This is a genomic window from Kitasatospora sp. NPDC023118 (assembly GCF_055560875.1).
The window spans coordinates 216750-234463 of sequence record NZ_JBVHHW010000005.1; the positions used below are offsets into that span (position 1 = coordinate 216750).

Sequence of the window (17714 nt, forward strand, 5' to 3'; positions counted from 1 at the left end):
GGGCCCAGACGCTGACGAGGGAACGATCTGGTCTATCTCAACGGGGTGCCATCGCGGTGCGCGAGTTCGGTCTGAAACGGTGGACGCGACAAGCGGAGCCGGAGGAGCCCGAAGGCGGCCCGGCAACCGGAAGACCGAATTCCTGGACCGTCGCGGCGGCCTGCGCGGCGGCGGTGTCGTTGACGGCCTTCGTCCTGGTGCGGCACCTGCACGGGGCGACCATGGTCGACATGCTGGTCTACCGGGCCGAGGGCCAGGCCGTGGTGAACGGCCAGGACCTCTACGCGATGCGGCTGCCCGGCTGGGATCTCCCGGCCACCTACCCGCCGTTCGCCGCGATGCTGTTCGTCCCGAGCACCTGGTTCGACGTGAGCACCCTGCGCGTCCTGGTGATGCTCCTCAACTACGCGCTGCTCGCCGCGGCCGTCCACCTCTCCCTCCGGCTGGCCGGCTGGCCCGAGCGCACCCGCCCGGCCGCCGTGATCCTCGCGACCGGTCTCGGCGTCTGGCTGGAGCCGGTGTACACCACCTTCCAGTACGGCCAGGTCAACCTCGGCATCCTCTGCCTGGTGCTGTGGGACCTGACCCGCCCGGACCGCAGCCGGTTCAAGGGCGTGGGCATCGGCCTGGCCACCGCCATCAAGATCACCCCGGGCCTGTTCGCCGTCTACCTGTTCCTGACCGGCCGGGTCCGGGCCGGCCTGGTCTCGATCGCCACCTTCCTGGGCGCCGGCCTGATCGGCTGGCTCGCGCTGCCGGACGCCTCGTACGGGTTCTGGAGCACCTACCTCTGGGACCCGAGCCGGGTCGGCGTCACCGTGCTGGTGGACAACCAGTCGCTGCGCGGGGCCGTCTGCCGGCTCCTCGACGTCAACGACCCCGGCCTGGTCGGGCTGATCGCCTCCGCGCTGGTCGGCGCGCTCGGGCTCGGGGTGGCGGTGCTCGCCGGGCGTTCCGCCCGGGTGCTGCGCCGGGCCGACGCCTGGGGCGCCGTCTGCGCCGCCTTCACGGCGCTGCTGGTCTCGCCGATCAGCTGGACCCACCACTGGGTCTGGTGCGTCCCGCTGATCGCCCTGCTGGTGGTGGAGGCCAGGACCAGGGCGCGGCAGGCGCTGCTCGCCGTGACGCTGGTGGTGTTCCTCTCCCACGTGATGTGGACGGTGCCACACCGCTGGGGCCGCGGCGTCGCCTGGTACTGGCAGCTGCCCGGCTCGATCTACCCGCCGCTCGGCATCGCCGTGCTGGCCGTCGTCGGCCTGCGGCTGTACCGCGCCCGGCGCCAGGCCGTCGACGCCTCGGCCGGCGCCTGGGCGCTGCTGGGCACCAAGCTCGACCATGACCCCGACCATGACCCCGGCCACGACCCTGAGCACGACCCCGACCGTGACCCCGCCCTGACCAACCGGACCTGACGGATCAGAGTCGACGTGACCACCCAGACCACAACCCCGTCCCCGCCCGGGGCCGACGTACCGGCAGCCCGCCGGGCGGCAGCCGTCCTGGGCTCGCCGGCCCGCCGTACCGTGCTGCTCGGCGTGCTGGGCTTCGCGGTGACGTGCGCCGTCGGCCTGCAGGGCTGGGCCTCCGTCTCGCTCGGCGGCTTCGACCTCGGCATCTTCGACCAGGGCGTGCGCGGCTACGCCCATTTCGGGCTGCCGGTCTCGACGCTGAAGAGCTACCACCACGAGTTCCCGCCCGGGTTCTCGCTGCTGGGCGACCACTTCTCCCCGGTGCTGGCGCTGCTCGCGCCGCTGTACTGGATCTGGGACGACCCGCGCTCGCTGATCATCGGGCAGGCGCTGCTGTTCGCGCTCGGGGTCCCGCTGATCCGACGGATCGCCGCGCACTGCTTCATCGCCGCCGAGCCGCGTACCGCCCGCCGGGCCGCCGACCTGGCCGGGCTGGTCTACGCGCTCGGCTGGCCGCTGCTGGTCGCCGCCCGGGTCGGCTTCCACGAGGTGGCGTTCGCCGTCCCGCTGACCCTGCTGATGCTGGAGCGTGGCCTGGCCCGCCGGTACGCCACGGTGGTGCTCGCCGCGGTGCTGCTGTGCTGCACCAAGGAGGACCTCGGCCTGATGGTCGGCGCGTACGGCCTGGTGCTGCTGCTGCGCACCCGCCGTACCGGGGACCGCGCCGGGCGATTCACCGGGATCGGGCTGCTGCTGGGCGGGCCGGTCGCCTCGGCGATGGCGATCAAGTGGCTGATCCCGGCGATGGGTGGGGAGCCGGGCTACTACTGGAACTACACGACGCTCGGCAGCGACGGCGGCGACGCCGTGAAGCACCTGCTGCACAACCCGTTCCTGCTGGTGCAGACCGCCTTCGACCAGCCGCTCAAGCCGCTGCTGCTGCTCTGGCTGTTCGGCACGATGTTTCTGCTGCCGCTGCGCTCGGCCACCGCGCTGTGCGCCCTGCCGCTGCTGGCCGAGCGGATCCTCTCCAGCAACCCCAACCACTGGTCGATCGCGCGGCACTACGACTCGATGCTCTGGCCGATCCTGCTGACCGCCGCGATCGAGGTGCTGGGCCGGCTGAGCGCCGCCGAGCGGCCCAGGCGGACCCGCCGACGGGCCCGGCTGCTGGGCCTGGGCGCGGCCGGGGTGGCGCTGGTGGCGGCCGTGCCGATCGGGCTGCTGCAGCTGGCGGTGCCGTCCTCCTGGGCGCCCAAGGCGAGCGAGGCCGCGCTGGTCCGGGCGGCCGCGCTGATTCCGGACGGGGCCTCGGTGGAGGCGGACAACCAGATCGCGCCGCGGCTGACCGCGCGGACGGACGTGGTGCTGGTGGACGGGACGCCGCGCGGGCGCGAGTACGTGCTCACGCGCTCCGACAAGCGGTCCTTCCCGTTCAAGACCGACAAGGAGCAGGCCGACCGGATCCAGCTGCTGCTGGCACACGGCTACCGGCAGCTCTGGGCCGAGGACGGGGTGGTGCTGCTGCACCGGGAGGGCAGTGAGCCGGTGCCCGGTGAGCACGTGCCCGGGCCGGGCAGCAAGCCGGTCCAAGACGAGGTGCCGTCCGACGTGGGGCACAACCTGTTCAAGGGCTGACGGCCGCGCTCAGGGCGCCCGGACGATGGCGACCGGGCAGGGCGCGTGGTGCAGGCAGTACTGGGCGACGGTGCCGAGCGGGGCGTCCGGCGGGGTGGAGTGGCCGCGGTTGCCGAGGACGAGCAGGTCGGCGCCGGTCGCGGCGGCGACCAGGGCGGGGCCGGGCGGCCCGGCCTTGAGGCGGCGGAGCAGTGGGACGGCGAGGTCGGCGGCCGCCGCGGCGAGGCCGGCCGTCTCGGCGAGGATGGCGGCCGCCCGCCGCTCCGCGCCGAAGCCGTCCAGGACGGGCGGGACGAGGCCGTGCTCGCCGTAAAGGCAGGGGAAGTCCCAGACGGCCACCGCCTCCAGCGGGCCGCCGGTGAGGCCGGCCAGGCGGGCCGCCCAGCGGACGGCCGCGCGGGCGGGTGCGGAGCCGTCCACACCGACCACGATCCGGCCGTGGGGCTGCATGCCCCCATCGTCGCAGACCTGCCGAGGGCCGGCCGGAACGGTGTCCGGCCGGCCCTCCCGTACCCGGGGCTGCGGCGTTACGGGCGGTCGGCGTAGGAGCCGTGCTGGTACGAGCCCTGGGGCGGGACGGCGCCGTAGTGGCCGGGGCGCCGGCCGCGCGGGTGCCGGGTCAGCTTGTAGCCGAGGACACCGGCGAGGGCGGCCAGGAAGCCGCCGCCGATGGTCCAGTACCAGCGGCTGTTCCAGCCGGAGAACCAGCCGGTGTACCAGTGCTCCTTCTGGGCCACCGGGGCCGCCGCCTTGGCCGTGCTCGCGCCGCCGCCGACCGGCGGGACCAGCGGGGCCTTGAGCTCGCCGCCCTCCGGCTGGGCGTTGTCGGCGTTGCCCTTGGCGCTGACGTGCAGCTGGGCGCTGGCGGGCAGGCCGAGGTCGGGCTGCGGGGCGTCGGTGACCGAGAGCCGGACGTAGTAGGTGCCGGGCAGCGGGTCGCCGGACCACGGCTCGGCCCAGGTGCGGACCTCGCGCAGGGTGCAGTCGAGCGCCAGGGAGCCGGCGCTCTGGTCGCCGGTGGCGTTCTGGGTGCCGGCGGTGCAGGCCTGGCGGCGGCGCAGCCCGTCGAAGACCTCGACGGTCCAGGTCTGCGGGCCGTGCCGGTCGGTCGAGGGGGCCAGGTTGACGGTCAGGCTGACCGTCGGGGTCTGGCCCTCGGAGGCGCCGAACGCCCAGTACAGGTAGTCGCCGGTGGAGGCGGCGACGTTGGCGTCCTGGCCTGGGGAGAGGTTGACCGCGGTCAGGAAGGAGGTGCCGGCCTTGGTGACCGGGGCCGGGGTGTCGCCGGCGCTCGCCGTGGGCGAGGGCGCGGCGGAGGCGGTCTGGGTGCCCAGCGCGAGGGCAGGCAGCAGGGCGAGGGCGGCGAGGGCGCCGCGGATCGTCGTACGCATGGTCAGTTCTCCCGCCAGACGGCGATGCGCCAGCGTGCGATCCAGCCGAAGACCAGGCCGAAGGCCAGGCCGGCCAGGGTGAGGGTGAGCAGCAGGATCCAGCCGCGGCCGAGGCCCATCGCGGCGCCCTCGGGGGCGGGCGAGGAGGAGGCCAGGTCGACGGTCAGCTCCAGCGGCATGCCGGGGTCGGTGTGCACGCCGGCCTGCGGGGCCAGCGAGTTGCTGACGACCAGGCAGACGGTGGTGTCGGGCTTGTCCTTGGCCGAGGAGGTCGGACTCGCGGTGACGTAGCCCTTGGAGTCGTTGGTGGACCAGCGCAGACCGGTGGAGATCACGTCGGTGCGGGTACTGCCGGCGTCGGTGCCGCGGACGAGTTCCTGGCCGGTGGCGCTGGTGGCCTGGAGCAGGACGCCGTAGTCGCGGTTCACCGCGCGGTCGAGTCCCACGCTGACCGAGGCGCGCAGCTCCTGGCCGGCCTTGACCGGGACCTTGTAGACGCGGTGCTCGGAGAACTTCTCGCGGTCGCTGTAGACGCCGGGGGCGAGCACCGGGGCGCTCTCGCACTTGTCGGTGCCGGTGGTCTGGACCGGGTTGACGGTGTAGGTGTCGTCGTTGCGGTCGATCAGCTGCTTCACCTTGTCGGTGAGCTGCTGCGGGGTGCGGACGTCGGTGTAGGTGCCGCCGGTCGCGTTGGCGATGCAGAGCAGCTGCTGGCGGGTCTTGTCGTCGTGCGCCAGGCCGAGGGTGTCGACCACCAGGTGGATGCCCTGGGCGGCGAGTTCGCGGGCCACGTCGCACGGGTCCGGCGGGGCGCAGTCGTCCTCGCCGTCGGTGATCAGGACGATCCGGCGGGTGGCGTCGCCCTTGCCGAGGTCCTGGGCCGCGCCGCGCAGGGCCAGGCCGATCGGGGTCCAGCCGGTGGGGCGCAGGGTGGCGACCGCGGTCTTGGCCTCGACCTTGTTGGTCTTGCCGACCGGGAAGAGCTGCTTGGTGTCCTGGCAGCCGACGGTCTTGTCGTTGCCGGGGTAGTTGGCACCAAGGGTGCGGATGCCGAACTCGGCCTCCGCGGGCAGGGCGTCGATCACCTCGTTGAGCGAGTTCTGGGCCACCGAGATGCGACTCTTGCCCTGGATGTCGGCGATGTTCATGGAACCGCTGACATCCAGGATCAGGTCGACCTTGGGGTTCTCCTTGGGCGCGGATGAGGCGCCGGCTGATGGTTCGTCGGCATGGGCGGGCAGGCCGAGGAGCAGCGAGGCGCCCGTTATCGCCAGGGCGGCCAGCAGGCTGCCGAGCCTGGTCTTCGGTCGTCGTCCGGTAGTCACGCGCCAGATCCTAGGGATCATCAGTTCGTCAAGGCCAAACGGGACCGGACGGTGCACCTGTCCGCCCGGGCGTGAACTTCGGCGCGTGGAGAGCGGATTACCGAGCGCCGCGCTCACGCCGGTCTCATCCGGGACGGGTCGCCTTGCGACAACAGCGGACACACCGCAACGAATAACCAATACCTACGGATAGCGCTCGTTAGGGTGACGAATCAGGCCACGGGCGCCGCCGCACCGGCACCCGGACCCGGTCGGCTTCTTCGACTCCCCGCCTCCCCTCAGGACGGTCCGTGGCGACACCCTCCGCCGTGACGAGATCCACCGCCGGGCCCGCCCGGTCGGTGCCGACCGGGCGCACCACCGAGCTGGTGCTGGTGCTGACCGCCGTCCTGGCCGCCGTGTTCGGCTACATCGAGGTCGGCGTCAACCTGGACGGCACGGTGCCGGCCGACGCGGCCCAGTACGGCGCCGCCCTGGGCGTGCTGGCGCTGGCGGCGCACGCCGTCGTCCGGTGGCGGGCCCGGTACGCGGACCCGCTGCTGCTGCCGATCGCCGTGCTGCTCAACGGGATCGGGCTGGTGGTGATCTACCGCCTCGACCGGGTCACCCCGGGCCGGGCCGCCGCCTCCACCCAGCTGCTCTGGTCGGGCCTGGGGGTGGCGCTGTTCATCGGCGTGGTGCTGGTGGTGCGCGACCACCGGCGGCTGCAGCGCTACGCCTACCTCGGGGCGCTGGTGGCGCTGGTCCTGATGGTGCTGCCGATCTTCTTCCCGCCGGTGTACGGCTCGCGGATCTGGATCGTGATCGGGCCGCTCTCCTTCCAGCCGGGGGAGTTCGCCAAGATCCTGCTGGCCGTCTTCTTCGCCGCCTACCTGGCGGTGCACCGGGACGCGCTGGCGCTCACCGGCCGCCGGGTCTGGCGCTGGCAGCTGCCGCGCGGGCGGGTGCTCGGGCCGGTGCTGATGATCTGGGTGGCCTTCGTCGGCGTACTGGTGCTGGAGACCGATCTCGGCACCTCGCTGCTCTTCTTCGGCCTGTTCGTGGTGATGCTCTACGTGGCCACCGCGCGCACCGGCTGGATCGCGATCGGGCTGGGCCTGGCGGCGGTCGGCGCGGTGACGGTGGGCTGGCTCTCGCCGCACGTGCACAGCAGGGTGGTGGACTGGCTGGACCCGCTGGGCTCGATCGCGGCGGGCAAGGGCGCCAACCAGATCGCCCAGTCGCTGTTCGCCTTCGCCTGGGGCGGCGAACTGGGCGCCGGGCTGGGCAAGGGGCACTCGGTGCTGATCGGCTTCGCCGCCAAGTCGGACTTCATCCTCGCCACCATCGGCGAGGAACTCGGTCTGACCGGGCTGATCGCGGTGTTCCTGCTGTACGCGGTGCTGATCTCGCGCGGCTTCCGGACCGGCATCGCGCTGCGCGACCCGTTCGGGCGGCTGCTGGCGATCGGGCTGGCGGCGATCGTCGGGCTGCAGGTGTTCGTGGTGGCGGGCGGGGTGCTGGCGCTGATCCCGCTGACCGGGATGACCATGCCGTTCATCGCTCAGGGGGGCTCCTCGGTGGTGACCAACTGGATCATCGTCGCGCTGCTGGTGCGCATGAGTGACGACGCCCGGCGGCCGGCGCCCGAGGTGGACTGATGGCGCGGATCCGACTCAGGGGGAACGGCCCGCAGGGGCTGCCCGGGATCTCGGTCACCGGGCGCCGGGCGGCCACCTTCTGCCTGCTGCTGGTCGCGGCGCTGTGCGTGCAGGCCACCCGGGTGCAGGTGTTCGAGGCCGAGGACCTCGACCACAACGGTGCCAACCAGCGGCTCACCATCGAGCGCTACGCCCGGCCGCGCGGGAACATCCTGGTCGGCGCCGAGACCGTCACCGGCTCCGCGGCCACCGGCGGCCGGTACGCGTACAAGCGCACCTACACCGACGGGCCGACCTACGCCGCCGTCACCGGCTTCGCCTCCCAGGCGTACGGCAACACCCAGCTGGAGGGCACCGAGGACGCCCTGCTGACCGGCACCGACGGCCGGCTGACCGGCTGGTCGCTCTGGGACGCGATCGCCCGTCGGCAGAACCCCGGCGGGGACGTGTACACCACGATCGACCGGGCCGCCCAGCAGGCCGCGATGCGCGGGCTCGGCGGGCAGAAGGGCGCGGTGGCCGCGATCGAGCCGGCCACCGGGCGGATCCTGGCGCTGGCCAGCACCCCCTCCTACGACCCGGGCGACTTCGCCGGCTCCACCAACGCCGACCAGATCGCCTGGAACCGGCTGCAGGCCGACACCGACCAGCCGATGCTCAACCGGGCGCTGCGCCAGACCTACCCGCCGGGCTCGACCTTCAAGGTGGTCACCGCCGCGGCCGCGCTCGCGAGCGGGGTGGTCACCGACCCGGACGCGCCGACCGGGGCGCCGTTCCCGTACGTGCTGCCCGGGACGACCACGCCGCTGGTCAACGACAGCGCGGTCTGCGACCGGCCCGGCCTGTCGCTGGACGCCGCGATGACAGCCAGCTGCAACAGCGTGCTGGGCTACCTCGGGGTGCGGACCGGGTTGGAGACGATGACGGCCACGGCCGAGGGCTTCGGCTTCAACGACCCGAAGCTGGACCTGCCGGTCCGCCCGGCCCGCTCCAACTTCGACACCGCGATGGACCAGTCGCAGCTGGCGCTCTCGTCGATCGGGCAGTTCGACACTGCGGCCACCCCGTTGGTGATGGCGATGGTCGCGGCCGGGGTCGCCAACAGCGGGACGGTGATGCGTCCACAGCTTGTGGAGAAGCTGACCAGGAGCGACGGCACCGTGGTGCAGCTGATGAAGCCGGAGGTGTACAAGCGGGCGCTGACTCCGGCGGTGGCCGGGCAGGTGCAGCGGCTGATGACCGACGTGGTCGAGAACGGCACCGGCGGCAACGCCCGGATCGCCGGGGCGGTGGTCGGCGGCAAGACCGGCACCGCCCAGCACGGCGTGGACAACAGCGGGACGCCCTACGCCTGGTTCATCTCCTGGGCCAGGCCGGCCGGCTCGGACGCGGTGCCGCCGGTCGCGGTGGCCGTGGTCGTCGCGGACAGTGACGCCACGGACGTCACCGGTGGCGCGCTGGCCGCGCCGATCGCCCGGTCGGTGATGCGGGCGGTGCTCGGCCGCTGACCCGATATGGCCGTTGACCTGGCCTTCTATCCGATGCCCGGTGAGTCCGCCGTGTGCGAAGTGTCCGGTTTGTTATCTGTGGTGCGCCGGTTCGTACAATGCGCCGATCAAGACTGTTCGTTTGCGACACTGGTGCATTCGGGGGGTACTGTCCCATGTTTGTTCGGTTGGTCCCTGATGGCACCCCTTGGTGCCCCGGGTGACCGGCCACTAGGACACCCTCCCCCGCCTAGAAGGACCGCAGTTTTGGCCAGCAACACCCTTGGTGCGCGTCTGCTGCGACGCAAGCCCGTCTCGACCCTGATCGCGGAGAGCGAGGGCCACGGCCTTCCGGCCGGCGCACCCGAGGAGGGCGGACGCTCCGGCATCCACCTGCGCCGCTCCATCGGACTCTGGCAGCTGTCCGCGATCGGCATCGGCGCCACCATCGGCACCGGCATCTTCTTCGTGCTCAGCAGCGCGGTCCCGGCGGCCGGGCCGGCCGTCATCCTGTCCTTCGTGATCGCCGCGGTCACCGCCGGACTCACCGCGCTCTGCTACGCCGAGATGGCCTCCGCGATCCCGGTCTCCGGCTCCTCGTACTCCTACGCCTACGCCACCCTCGGCGAGGGCGTCGCCTTCGGCGTCGGCATCTGCCTGCTGATGGAATACGGCGTCTCCGCCTCCGCGATCGCGGTGAGCTGGGCCGAGTATCTGAACAAGTTCCTCGACCTGGCCTTCGGGTTCAAGATCCCCGAGCAGCTCTCCGGCGCCCCCGGCGGCGGGCACTGGTTCAACCTGCCGGCGCTGCTGCTGGTCGCGATGGTCTGCTTCCTGCTGGTCCGCGGCGTCAGCGAGTCCGCGAAGGTCAACGCGGCCATGGTCGGAATCAAGATCCTCATCCTGGTGCTGTTCGTCGGCGTCGCGCTGACCGGCTTCCACTCCGGCAACCTGACCCCGTTCATGCCGCTCGGCATCGGCGGCGTGCAGGTCGCCGCGTCCAGCATCTTCTTCTCCTTCATCGGCCTGGACGCGGTGTCCACCGCCGGTGAGGAGGTCAAGAACCCGCGCCGCACCATGCCGCTGGCGATCATCATCTCGCTGGTCGTGGTGACCCTGATCTACATCCTGGTCGCCCTCGCCGGCATCGGTGCCCAGCCGTGGACCAAGTTCGACGGCCAAGAGGCCGGGCTCGCCCAGATCATGCAGGACATCACCGGCCAGGGCTGGCCCGCGATGATCTTCGCGGTCGGCGCGATCATCTCGATCTTCAGCGTCACCCTCGTGGTGATCTACGGCCAGACCCGCATCCTGTACTCGATGGGCCGCGACGGCATGCTGCCCAAGCGCTTCGCCGAGCTCTCCCCGCGCACCGGCACCCCGGTCTGGAACACCCTCGCGGTCGGCGTCGGCGTGGGCGCGCTGGCGGCCTTCGTCCCGCTGGACGTCCTGGCCGACATCACCAGCCTCGGGACCCTCATCGCCTTCTCGGTGGTCTCCATCGGCGTGATCGTCCTGCGCCGCACCCAGCCCGACCTGCCGCGCGGCTTCAAGGTGCCCGGCTACCCGGTCGTCCCGCTGCTCAGCGTCGGCTTCTGCGTCTACCTGATCACCGGCCTGCACGCCGACACCTTCCGGGCCGGCGCGATCGCCCTCGCCGTCGCCGTGGCGGTCTACTTCGGCTACAGCATCAAGCACTCCAAGCTGGAGCGGACCGAGCGGCAGCCCCTTCCGGCCGACAGCCCGACCGGCTGACCGAGCCGTTATCCAATCGTGAAGGGCCGCCGCTCGGTACGACACCCGGCGGCCCTACGCGCGTAGCGCCCCGACCAGTGCCGGACGCCATGGCGACAGGGCCCGGCTGGCACCCATAACCTTCCACCATGGTGAGCACCCGCACGCCCGGCTTCTCCCGCCCGCGCGGCCGCTTCACCGGCCGCGCCAGAACGCCGGCCCAGACCGTCAGCGCCGAAGGGCCGTCCAGACCCGGACGGCCCCCCAGAGGCTTCTCCGCCCGGCCGTTCCCCCGACAGCGTGGCGAGAGCACCTTTCCGCCCACGCTCGATCGGTGGAATCCCGCCCGGCTCGCCTCGCTGCGCTCCGTCCAGCTGCTCGGCTGTCTGATCTCGGCCGGCTGGGCCGCCGCCTTCCCGCTCGTCTCCGACCTGCCCAACCAGCGGCTGTGGGGCCTCGTCGCGGCCCCCGCCTACCTCCTGGCCGGGCTGCTCTGCCTCACGCTGCCGCGCCGCTACGCCCCCCGGACGGCCGCCGCGATCGCCCTCGCCGGCGCCGTGTTCGCACCGCTCGGACTGCTCGCCCTGACCGGCCGCCACCAGTCCGAGGTCATGGTGGTCGAACGCTCGGCCCACCTCCTGCTCACCACCGGCGACGCGTACCTGCCGCACCCGGTGATCGTCACCGACTACAACCCGTACCTGCCGGCGATGGCCCTGTTCGGGCTGCCGCGCCAGCTGCTCGGCAACTCCACTGCCTTCGCCCGGGTCGCCGGGGACGCCCGGATCTGGTTCGCCCTCACCTTCGTCGTCTGCCTGCTGGCGGTCTGGCGGCTGCTGCGGCCCTCCCGACCCTCCGGCGGCGACCCGCGCGTGCCGCTGCTGCCGCTGGCCGTCCTCACCGCCTCGCCGCTGATAGCGCTCGCCCTGGCCGTCGGCGGGGTCGACCTGCCGCTGATCGGGGTCTGCTGCCTGGCCATGGCCCTCGCCGAGCGCGACCGCACGGTCGGCGCCGGGCTGGTGCTGGCCCTCGCCTGCAGCCTCAAATGGACCGCCTGGCCGGCCCTGCCGGTGGCCGTGCTGCTGCTCTGGCGGTTGTACGGGCGCCGGCCCGCCGCCCGCACCGCGCTGATCGGGGCCGGGGTGAGCGCGGCGGTGATCCTGCCGTCCGTCCTGGCCCAGCCGGACCAGCTGCGCGACCAGGTGGTGCGCTTCCCGCTCGGGATGACCGCGATCCGCACCCCGGCCGGCAGCCCGCTGCCCGGCAAGGTGCTGGCCGGCTTCGGGCCGACCGGGCACTCCATCTCGCTGGCGCTGATGACGGTCGCCCTGGTCGGGGTGGCGATCTGGCTGCTGGCCCGGCCGCCGGTCTCCGCGATCGCCGCCGCCGACCTGCTGGCCGCAGGGCTCGCGATCGCCTTCGCGCTCGCCCCGGCCGGGCGGTTCGGGTACCTGGCGCTGCCGGCCGTCCTGGTGATCTGGCCCCGGCTGGCGGCCCGGCGCTGGAGCAGCCGCCGCTCGGTCCCGCCCCGCCCGCTGCCGGATCCGCCGGAGCCCGCGCTGCCGCGACGCTGAGCGTCGGACAGACCGCAGGCCCCCGTCCGGCCGCGGACGGGGGCCTGCGAACGCTGGTGGGATCAGTGGCTGCCCGCCGCCTTGAGCAGCGAGGCGACCGCCGGGCCGGCCGCGTCGACGCCGTGGCCGCCGCCCTGGACCTCGGCGGCGACCGCGAGGTTGCCGCGGAAGGCGGTGAACCAGCTGTTGGTGGTGGAGGCGCCCTGGACCTCGGCGGAGCCGGTCTTGGCGCCCGCGTTGTCGGTGATCCCGGCCATCACGTCCTTGGCCGTGCCGCCGACGGCGGTGGCGTTCATCATCGCGCGCAGCTTGGCGGCGACGTCCGGCGAGATCTGGCGGGCCGCCTGCTGCTGCGGCAGGCCGGCGACCAGGATGGGCTGCTTGAACGCGCCGCTCTGGACGGTCGCCGTGATCGAGGCGATCGCCAGCGGGTTCATCTGGACCTTGCCCTGGCCGATGTAGTTCATGGCCTGCTCGTCCTTGCTGCCCGGGGTCGGCGGGATCTTGCCGTCGGCGTTCGGCAGTCCGGTCTTCCACTCCAGGCCGATGCCGTACACGTCCTTGGCCGTGCTGGAGAGCGTCTCGGGCTTGAGGCTGGTCAGGCCCTGGTTGATGAAGGCCGTGTTGCAGGACACCATGAAGTCCTGCTGGAGGGTGTTGTTCGGGAAGGCGCCCGGGAAGTCGTTCGGGATCGCCACCGGGTTGCTGCTCTTCTCCGGGCAGGCGACCACGGTGTCCGGGTTGACCCCGGCCTCCAGTAGGGCCGTCGAGGTGACGATCTTCATCGTCGAGCCGGGCGCGAGCAGGCCGGCGAAGGCCCGGTTCTGGCCGGTGGCCGGGGCGTTGGCGAAGGCCAGCACCTGGCCGGTGCTCGGTTCGATCGCGACGATGGAGCCGTTCTTGCCGCCCAGGTCGGTCATCGCCTTCTCGGCGGCGGCCTGGATGGTGTTGTCGATGGTCACCTTGAACGGCTTGCCGGGCTTCGGCTCGACGATGGTGAACAGCTTGTCGGCGGCGGTCTTGCCGGACGGGTCGGTGATCACCACCGCGCTGCCCGCGTCCTGGTCCTTGTTCGGGTCCGGCGGCAGCAGCTTGCGGGCGTTGTCCTGCAGGGTGCTCATCAGCGCCGGGGTGAGCGAGGCGCCCTGCAGCGGCTTGCCGTTGCGGTCCACCACGGTGGACGGCGGGGAGAAGACCTGCTGGGTGGCGATCGTCTCGTTGCCGGACAGGTGCGGGTGGATCACCGAGGGCGCCCAGTGCACGGCCGGGGTGTTGTCGCTCATCTTCACGACGCCGAGGAAGCCGTTGTAGTCCCACACCCGGCTGGTGCCCTCGAACTCGGCGCGGGCCTTGAAGCCCATCAGCACGCCGGTGGGCCCGGGGGTGGCGGTGGCGGACGGCGAGTCGGTGGCGCCGGGGGTGCCGGTCGCGGACGGGGTCGCCGAGGCCGCGCCGGTGGGCTTGGCCGGGGTGGGGGTGCCGGTGGCCGAGGCGAAGGCCTGCGCAGTGGCCGGACCGGCCGGGGTCAGGGTCAGCGCGCTCGGCTTCACCTGGTCCTTGAAGGCCGTCAGCGCCGTGGTGGCCGCGGCCGGGTCGTCCGTCAGCGAGGCCGCCTTGGCGATGTCGCCGGACGCCCAGGCGGCCAGGAAGTCCTTCGCACCGCTTGCCGCCTGATCGGCCGAGGGGGGGTCGGCCACCACCGTACGGGGCTTCTTGGCATCGGAGGACCCGGAGTCCGAGCCGCCCATCAGGCTGTACGCGCCGTAGCCGCCGCCCGCGAGGACGACGATGGACACGCCGGTGATGATGCCGATCTTCGCGCCACTGCGCATGGTGCAGTTCCCCCAGGGGTCTCGCGGCCGGGCGCAACCGGCCGGGGCCGGAAACGCGGTACCTCCCCACCCTAGGCAGGGCGGATCGGTACGCCGACGAAACGCCCGGGACTTGTGACGGATCTGGTACGTGTCGTGCACCGCGTACGGACGATTCGGGGGTGTCGTGTGGACGCGTCCGGCCGTCCCGGATCAGGCCGCGGGCTCAGATCCAGCTGTTGAACCACATCCGTGCACGCCAGTCGTCCAACGGGATGGTCTGCCCGGTGAACAGCGGGAAGAAGTAGAGGAAGTTCCAGACGATCAGCAGCACCAGCAGGCCGGCCGTCGTCGAGCCGATGATCCGGCGGTCCCGGGAGGAGCCGGCCGGCCCGATCAGGGCGCCGACCAGCATCGTCACCGCGAGCACCAGGAACGGGACGAAGACCACCGCGTAGAAGAGGAAGATCGTCCGCTGCTGGTAGAGGAACCACGGCAGGTAGCCGGCCGCCAGGCCGCACAGCAGCGCGCCGGCCCGCCAGTCCCGCCGGAACGCCCAGCGCCACAGGCAGTAGACCAGCGCCACCACGGCCGTCCACCACAGCAGCGGGGTGCCGATGCCCAGCACCTCGCGGGCGCAGTCGGCGGCGGTGCAGCCGTTCTGGCCGAACTTCGGGGACTCGTAGTAGAAGGAGACCGGGCGGCCCAGCACCAGCCAGGACCACGGGTTGGACTGGTAGGTGTGCGGGTCGCTCAGGTGGGTGTGGAACTCGTAGACCGTCGAGTGGTAGTGCCACAGGGCGCGCAGGCCCTCGGGTATCCACGGATAGTCGGTGGAGCGGCCGACCGCCCAGTCCCGGCCCCAGCCGCCCTGGCCGGGCGCGGTGCTGCTGGCGAACCAGCCCCACCAGGAGGCGATGTAGACGGCCAGCGAGACCACGACGATCGACACGAAGGCCGGCACCACGTCCCGGGCGAGCACCGCCAGGTACGGGCGCGGGGCGCCGGCCAGCCGGCGGGCGCCGACGTCCCACAGCACGGTCATCACGCCGAAGGCCGCCGCCACGTACAGGCCGCTCCACTTGGTGGCGCAGGTCAGGCCGACGCAGACGCCGGCCGCGATCCGGTACGGGCGCCAGCCCAGGTTGAGCCGCTGGGCCAGCTGCGGGTTCGCCACCCCGCCGAGGCGGGCCGCCAGCCGGGCCCGGGTGCGGTCGCGGTCCAGCAGCAGGAAGCCGAAGGCGGCGACGATCCAGAACATCACCACCAGGTCGAGCAGCGCCGCCCGGCTGAGCACCAGGTGCAGGCCGTCCACCGAGAGCAGCAGGCCGGCCACGCAGCCCAGCAGGGTCGAGCGGAACATCCGGCGGGCGATCCGGGCCAGCATCAGCACCGACAGGGTGCCGAGCAGGGCCACCGCGAACCGCCAGCCGAAGGGGTTCATGCCGAACAGCTGCTCGCCCGCACCGATGATCCACTTGCCGACCGGCGGGTGCACCACGTACGAGGGCGTCGGGCGGTACGGGACGGCCGCGCCCGGCGTCATGATCGTCGTGTTGGCGTCCTCCGGCCAGCTGATCTCGTAGCCGCCGTGCCAGAGCGCGTAGGCGTCCTTGGCGTAGTACGTCTCATCGAAGATGATCGCGTGCGGCTGGCCGAGGTTGGTGAACCGCAGCAGCCCGGCGAACACCGCCACGGCGATCGGGCCCAGCCAGCCGGACCAGCGGCACAGGAAGTACCAGAGGCCCTGCGGCAGCGAGATCCCCAGCCGCAGCAGCAGCGGCGACTGCGGCACGTCGCGGCCGGTCACCCCGGGGCCGTCCGGCATCGGCGGGACCAGGCGCTCGGTGAGCGTCGCGGTCGGGCGGGTGCGGTAGCCGTGGCGGGCCAGGCGCTCCCGCCAGCTCAGGGGTGACTGGGGCGGGGACAGCAGGCCGACACCGCCCTGCGCGGAGTGGTCCGTACCAGTGGGCGTCTGCGCCGCCGTGTCGCCGTTCATCCGCCACATCGTAGGGGCGCTCCTCGTACGGGTGACCGGTCCCTCGGAAGCTGCCCGAATCGTCACCAAACGCCCCGGCCGCCCGGAGCTGGAAGGATGGGACCCGTGACAGGAGTACTCGTTCTCGCAGGCACCCCCATCGGCGACGTCTCGGACGCCCCGCCCCGACTGCTCACCGAGCTGGCCACGGCCGACGTCATCGCGGCCGAGGACACCCGGCGGCTGCGCCGGCTCACCCAGGCGCTCGGGGTGACCCCGGCCGGGCGGGTCGTCTCCTACTTCGAGGGCAACGAGGTCGCCCGCACCCCCGAGCTGGTCGAGGCGCTGCTCGACGGCGCCCGGGTGCTGCTGGTCACCGACGCCGGGATGCCCTCCGTCTCCGACCCCGGCTACCGGCTGGTCGCGGCGGCCGTCGAGGCCGACGTGAAGGTCACCGCGGTGCCCGGGCCGTCCGCCGTGCTCACCGCGCTCGCGCTGTCCGGCCTGCCGGTCGACCGCTTCACCTTCGAGGGCTTCCTGCCGCGCAAGACCGGCGACCGGGCCCGGCAGCTGGCCTCGGTCGCCGCCGAGCCGCGCACCATGGTCTTCTTCGAGGCGCCGCACCGGATCGCCGAGGCGCTGGCCGCGATGGCCGAGGCGTTCGGGCCCGAGCGGCCGGCCGCCGTGTGCCGCGAGCTCACCAAGACCTACGAGGAGGTCAGGCGCGGGCCGATCGGCGAGCTGGCGGCCTGGGCGGCCGAGGGCGTCAAGGGCGAGATCACGGTCGTGGTCGCGGGCGCCCCGCCGGCCGCGCCGCAGGAGCTGACCCCGGCCGAGCTGGCCCGGCTGGTGGCCGTCCGGGAGGAGGCCGGGGAGCGGCGCAAGGAGGCCATCGCGGCGGTCGCGGTCGAACTCTCCGTGCCCAAGCGGGACGTCTTCGACGCGGTGGTCGCGGCGAAGAAGGAGGCCTCGGAAGAGGCACTGAAAAAGGGGTGAATTCCGGGGGTTGCGTGGCGGGCGGGGAGTCGTACCTTGGAGGGAAGGCCCCGGTAAACGCCCGCTGAGCTGAAGTTTCGGTCGTGGTTCGCAGGCTTCGGGAGGCCCTTCGTATAGGACTTCCCAACCCGCATCCAAGTCTTCACAAGAAGGGCGTCGGCCGGGGCGGTCCGGGCATTTCCTGGAATGGAAAGACCCAGCCGGGCGAGCGCCCGGCGGGCGCTGGGAGTTGGCTATGAGCGAGATCGTCGGTAGCCCCCTTGGCGGCAACGCACTGAGCGCACCCGGCCTGGCCGGGCGGCCGCACACTCCCGTCGAGACCGTACGGGAGGCCTACTCCTTCGTCTGCCTGCGCTGCGGGTACGGCTGGGAGCAGGCGTACGACATCGAGCACCACGTCGCCAAGGACGGCCACACCGTGTTCGAGTACCACGCCAACGGTGTCCGGGTACCGTCCCCGCTGCTCAAGCCGACCTGCCCGGGATGCGGTGGACACACCGTCCGGATCATGCGCGAGGGCCGGGTGGCCGTCGCAGACCAGCCCTGGCAGCACGCTCCCGGCTACCCGGCGCACGCCGAGCCGGCCGGGGCGCCCCCGGTGTCCGGGCCCGAGAAGCCGCGCGGACGCTGGGCCCGGTTCTGGTCGCGGCTGCTGGGCTAGGGCCTGACCGCGGGCACGGGGAGCGCGACCGGGGCCGCCCGCCGCGAGCAGTGCGGCGGGCGGCCCCTCC

13 protein-coding genes are annotated in these 17714 nt (G+C 72.8%); 8 read left to right on the plus strand and 5 right to left on the minus strand.

Features of this window, described 5'->3' with window-relative positions; all coding sequences use genetic code 11:
* Positions 1-179: 179 nt before the first annotated feature.
* Together ACZ3UD_RS09090 and ACZ3UD_RS09095 are read left to right on the plus strand one after the other, a co-directional pair.
* Positions 180-1412 carry a glycosyltransferase 87 family protein gene (locus ACZ3UD_RS09090; protein WP_465584173.1) on the plus strand — a complete coding sequence of 411 codons (1233 nt, stop codon included), beginning with the start codon at positions 180-182 and terminating at the stop codon, positions 1410-1412.
* 15 nt (positions 1413-1427) lie between these two features.
* The gene (locus ACZ3UD_RS09095) at positions 1428-3047 is read left to right on the plus strand and encodes a DUF2079 domain-containing protein (RefSeq protein WP_465584175.1); all 1620 of its coding nucleotides are present in this window, start codon (positions 1428-1430) and stop codon (positions 3045-3047) included.
* A 9-nt stretch (positions 3048-3056) separates the two neighbouring features.
* Here the strand turns inward: ACZ3UD_RS09095 and ACZ3UD_RS09100 are convergent, their stop codons facing one another.
* The 3 genes from ACZ3UD_RS09100 to ACZ3UD_RS09110 all read right to left on the minus strand — a co-directional run bounded on the left by ACZ3UD_RS09100 (position 3057) and on the right by ACZ3UD_RS09110 (position 5763).
* Positions 3057-3497: a universal stress protein gene (locus ACZ3UD_RS09100; protein WP_465584178.1), complete on the minus strand. Its 441-nt coding sequence runs from the start codon at positions 3495-3497 to the stop codon at positions 3057-3059.
* A 77-nt stretch (positions 3498-3574) separates the two neighbouring features.
* Positions 3575-4438, minus strand: a complete 864-nt coding sequence (locus ACZ3UD_RS09105) for a peptidase (RefSeq protein ID WP_465584182.1) — start codon at positions 4436-4438, stop codon at positions 3575-3577.
* Between the two features lie 2 nt (positions 4439-4440).
* Positions 4441-5763, minus strand: a complete 1323-nt coding sequence (locus ACZ3UD_RS09110) for a VWA domain-containing protein (protein ID WP_465584185.1) — start codon at positions 5761-5763, stop codon at positions 4441-4443.
* Positions 5764-6071: 308 nt separating this feature from the next.
* On the opposite strand from ACZ3UD_RS09110, the gene ACZ3UD_RS09115 reads away from it, so the two are divergent.
* The 4 genes from ACZ3UD_RS09115 (at position 6072) to ACZ3UD_RS09130 (ending at position 12198) form a co-directional block, all read left to right on the plus strand.
* Complete coding sequence (locus tag ACZ3UD_RS09115; protein WP_465584188.1) at positions 6072-7403, plus strand: FtsW/RodA/SpoVE family cell cycle protein; 1332 nt, start codon at positions 6072-6074, stop codon at positions 7401-7403.
* Positions 7403-8911 (plus strand): penicillin-binding transpeptidase domain-containing protein, encoded by a 1509-nt coding sequence (locus ACZ3UD_RS09120; RefSeq protein ID WP_465584190.1) that lies wholly within the window; start codon positions 7403-7405, stop codon positions 8909-8911. The genes ACZ3UD_RS09115 and ACZ3UD_RS09120 overlap by 1 nt, the downstream gene beginning before the upstream one ends.
* Positions 8912-9088: 177 nt before the next feature.
* Positions 9089-10645: an amino acid permease gene (locus ACZ3UD_RS09125; protein ID WP_465584359.1), complete on the plus strand. Its 1557-nt coding sequence runs from the start codon at positions 9089-9091 to the stop codon at positions 10643-10645.
* 128 nt (positions 10646-10773) lie between these two features.
* Complete coding sequence (locus ACZ3UD_RS09130; protein ID WP_465584192.1) at positions 10774-12198, plus strand: glycosyltransferase family 87 protein; 1425 nt, start codon at positions 10774-10776, stop codon at positions 12196-12198.
* Positions 12199-12260: 62 nt separating this feature from the next.
* Here the strand turns inward: ACZ3UD_RS09130 and ACZ3UD_RS09135 are convergent, their stop codons facing one another.
* Positions 12261-14030: a penicillin-binding transpeptidase domain-containing protein gene (locus ACZ3UD_RS09135; protein ID WP_465584194.1), complete on the minus strand. Its 1770-nt coding sequence runs from the start codon at positions 14028-14030 to the stop codon at positions 12261-12263.
* A gap of 205 nt (positions 14031-14235) precedes the next feature.
* The gene (locus ACZ3UD_RS09140) at positions 14236-16008 is read right to left on the minus strand and encodes a dolichyl-phosphate-mannose--protein mannosyltransferase (RefSeq protein ID WP_465584196.1); all 1773 of its coding nucleotides are present in this window, start codon (positions 16006-16008) and stop codon (positions 14236-14238) included.
* Between the two features lie 105 nt (positions 16009-16113).
* On the opposite strand from ACZ3UD_RS09140, the gene rsmI reads away from it, so the two are divergent.
* The gene (gene rsmI, locus ACZ3UD_RS09145; RefSeq protein WP_465584199.1) at positions 16114-16983 is read left to right on the plus strand and encodes a 16S rRNA (cytidine(1402)-2'-O)-methyltransferase; all 870 of its coding nucleotides are present in this window, start codon (positions 16114-16116) and stop codon (positions 16981-16983) included.
* A gap of 235 nt (positions 16984-17218) precedes the next feature.
* The gene (locus ACZ3UD_RS09150) at positions 17219-17644 is read left to right on the plus strand and encodes a hypothetical protein (RefSeq protein WP_465584202.1); all 426 of its coding nucleotides are present in this window, start codon (positions 17219-17221) and stop codon (positions 17642-17644) included.
* Positions 17645-17714 lie beyond the last annotated feature (70 nt).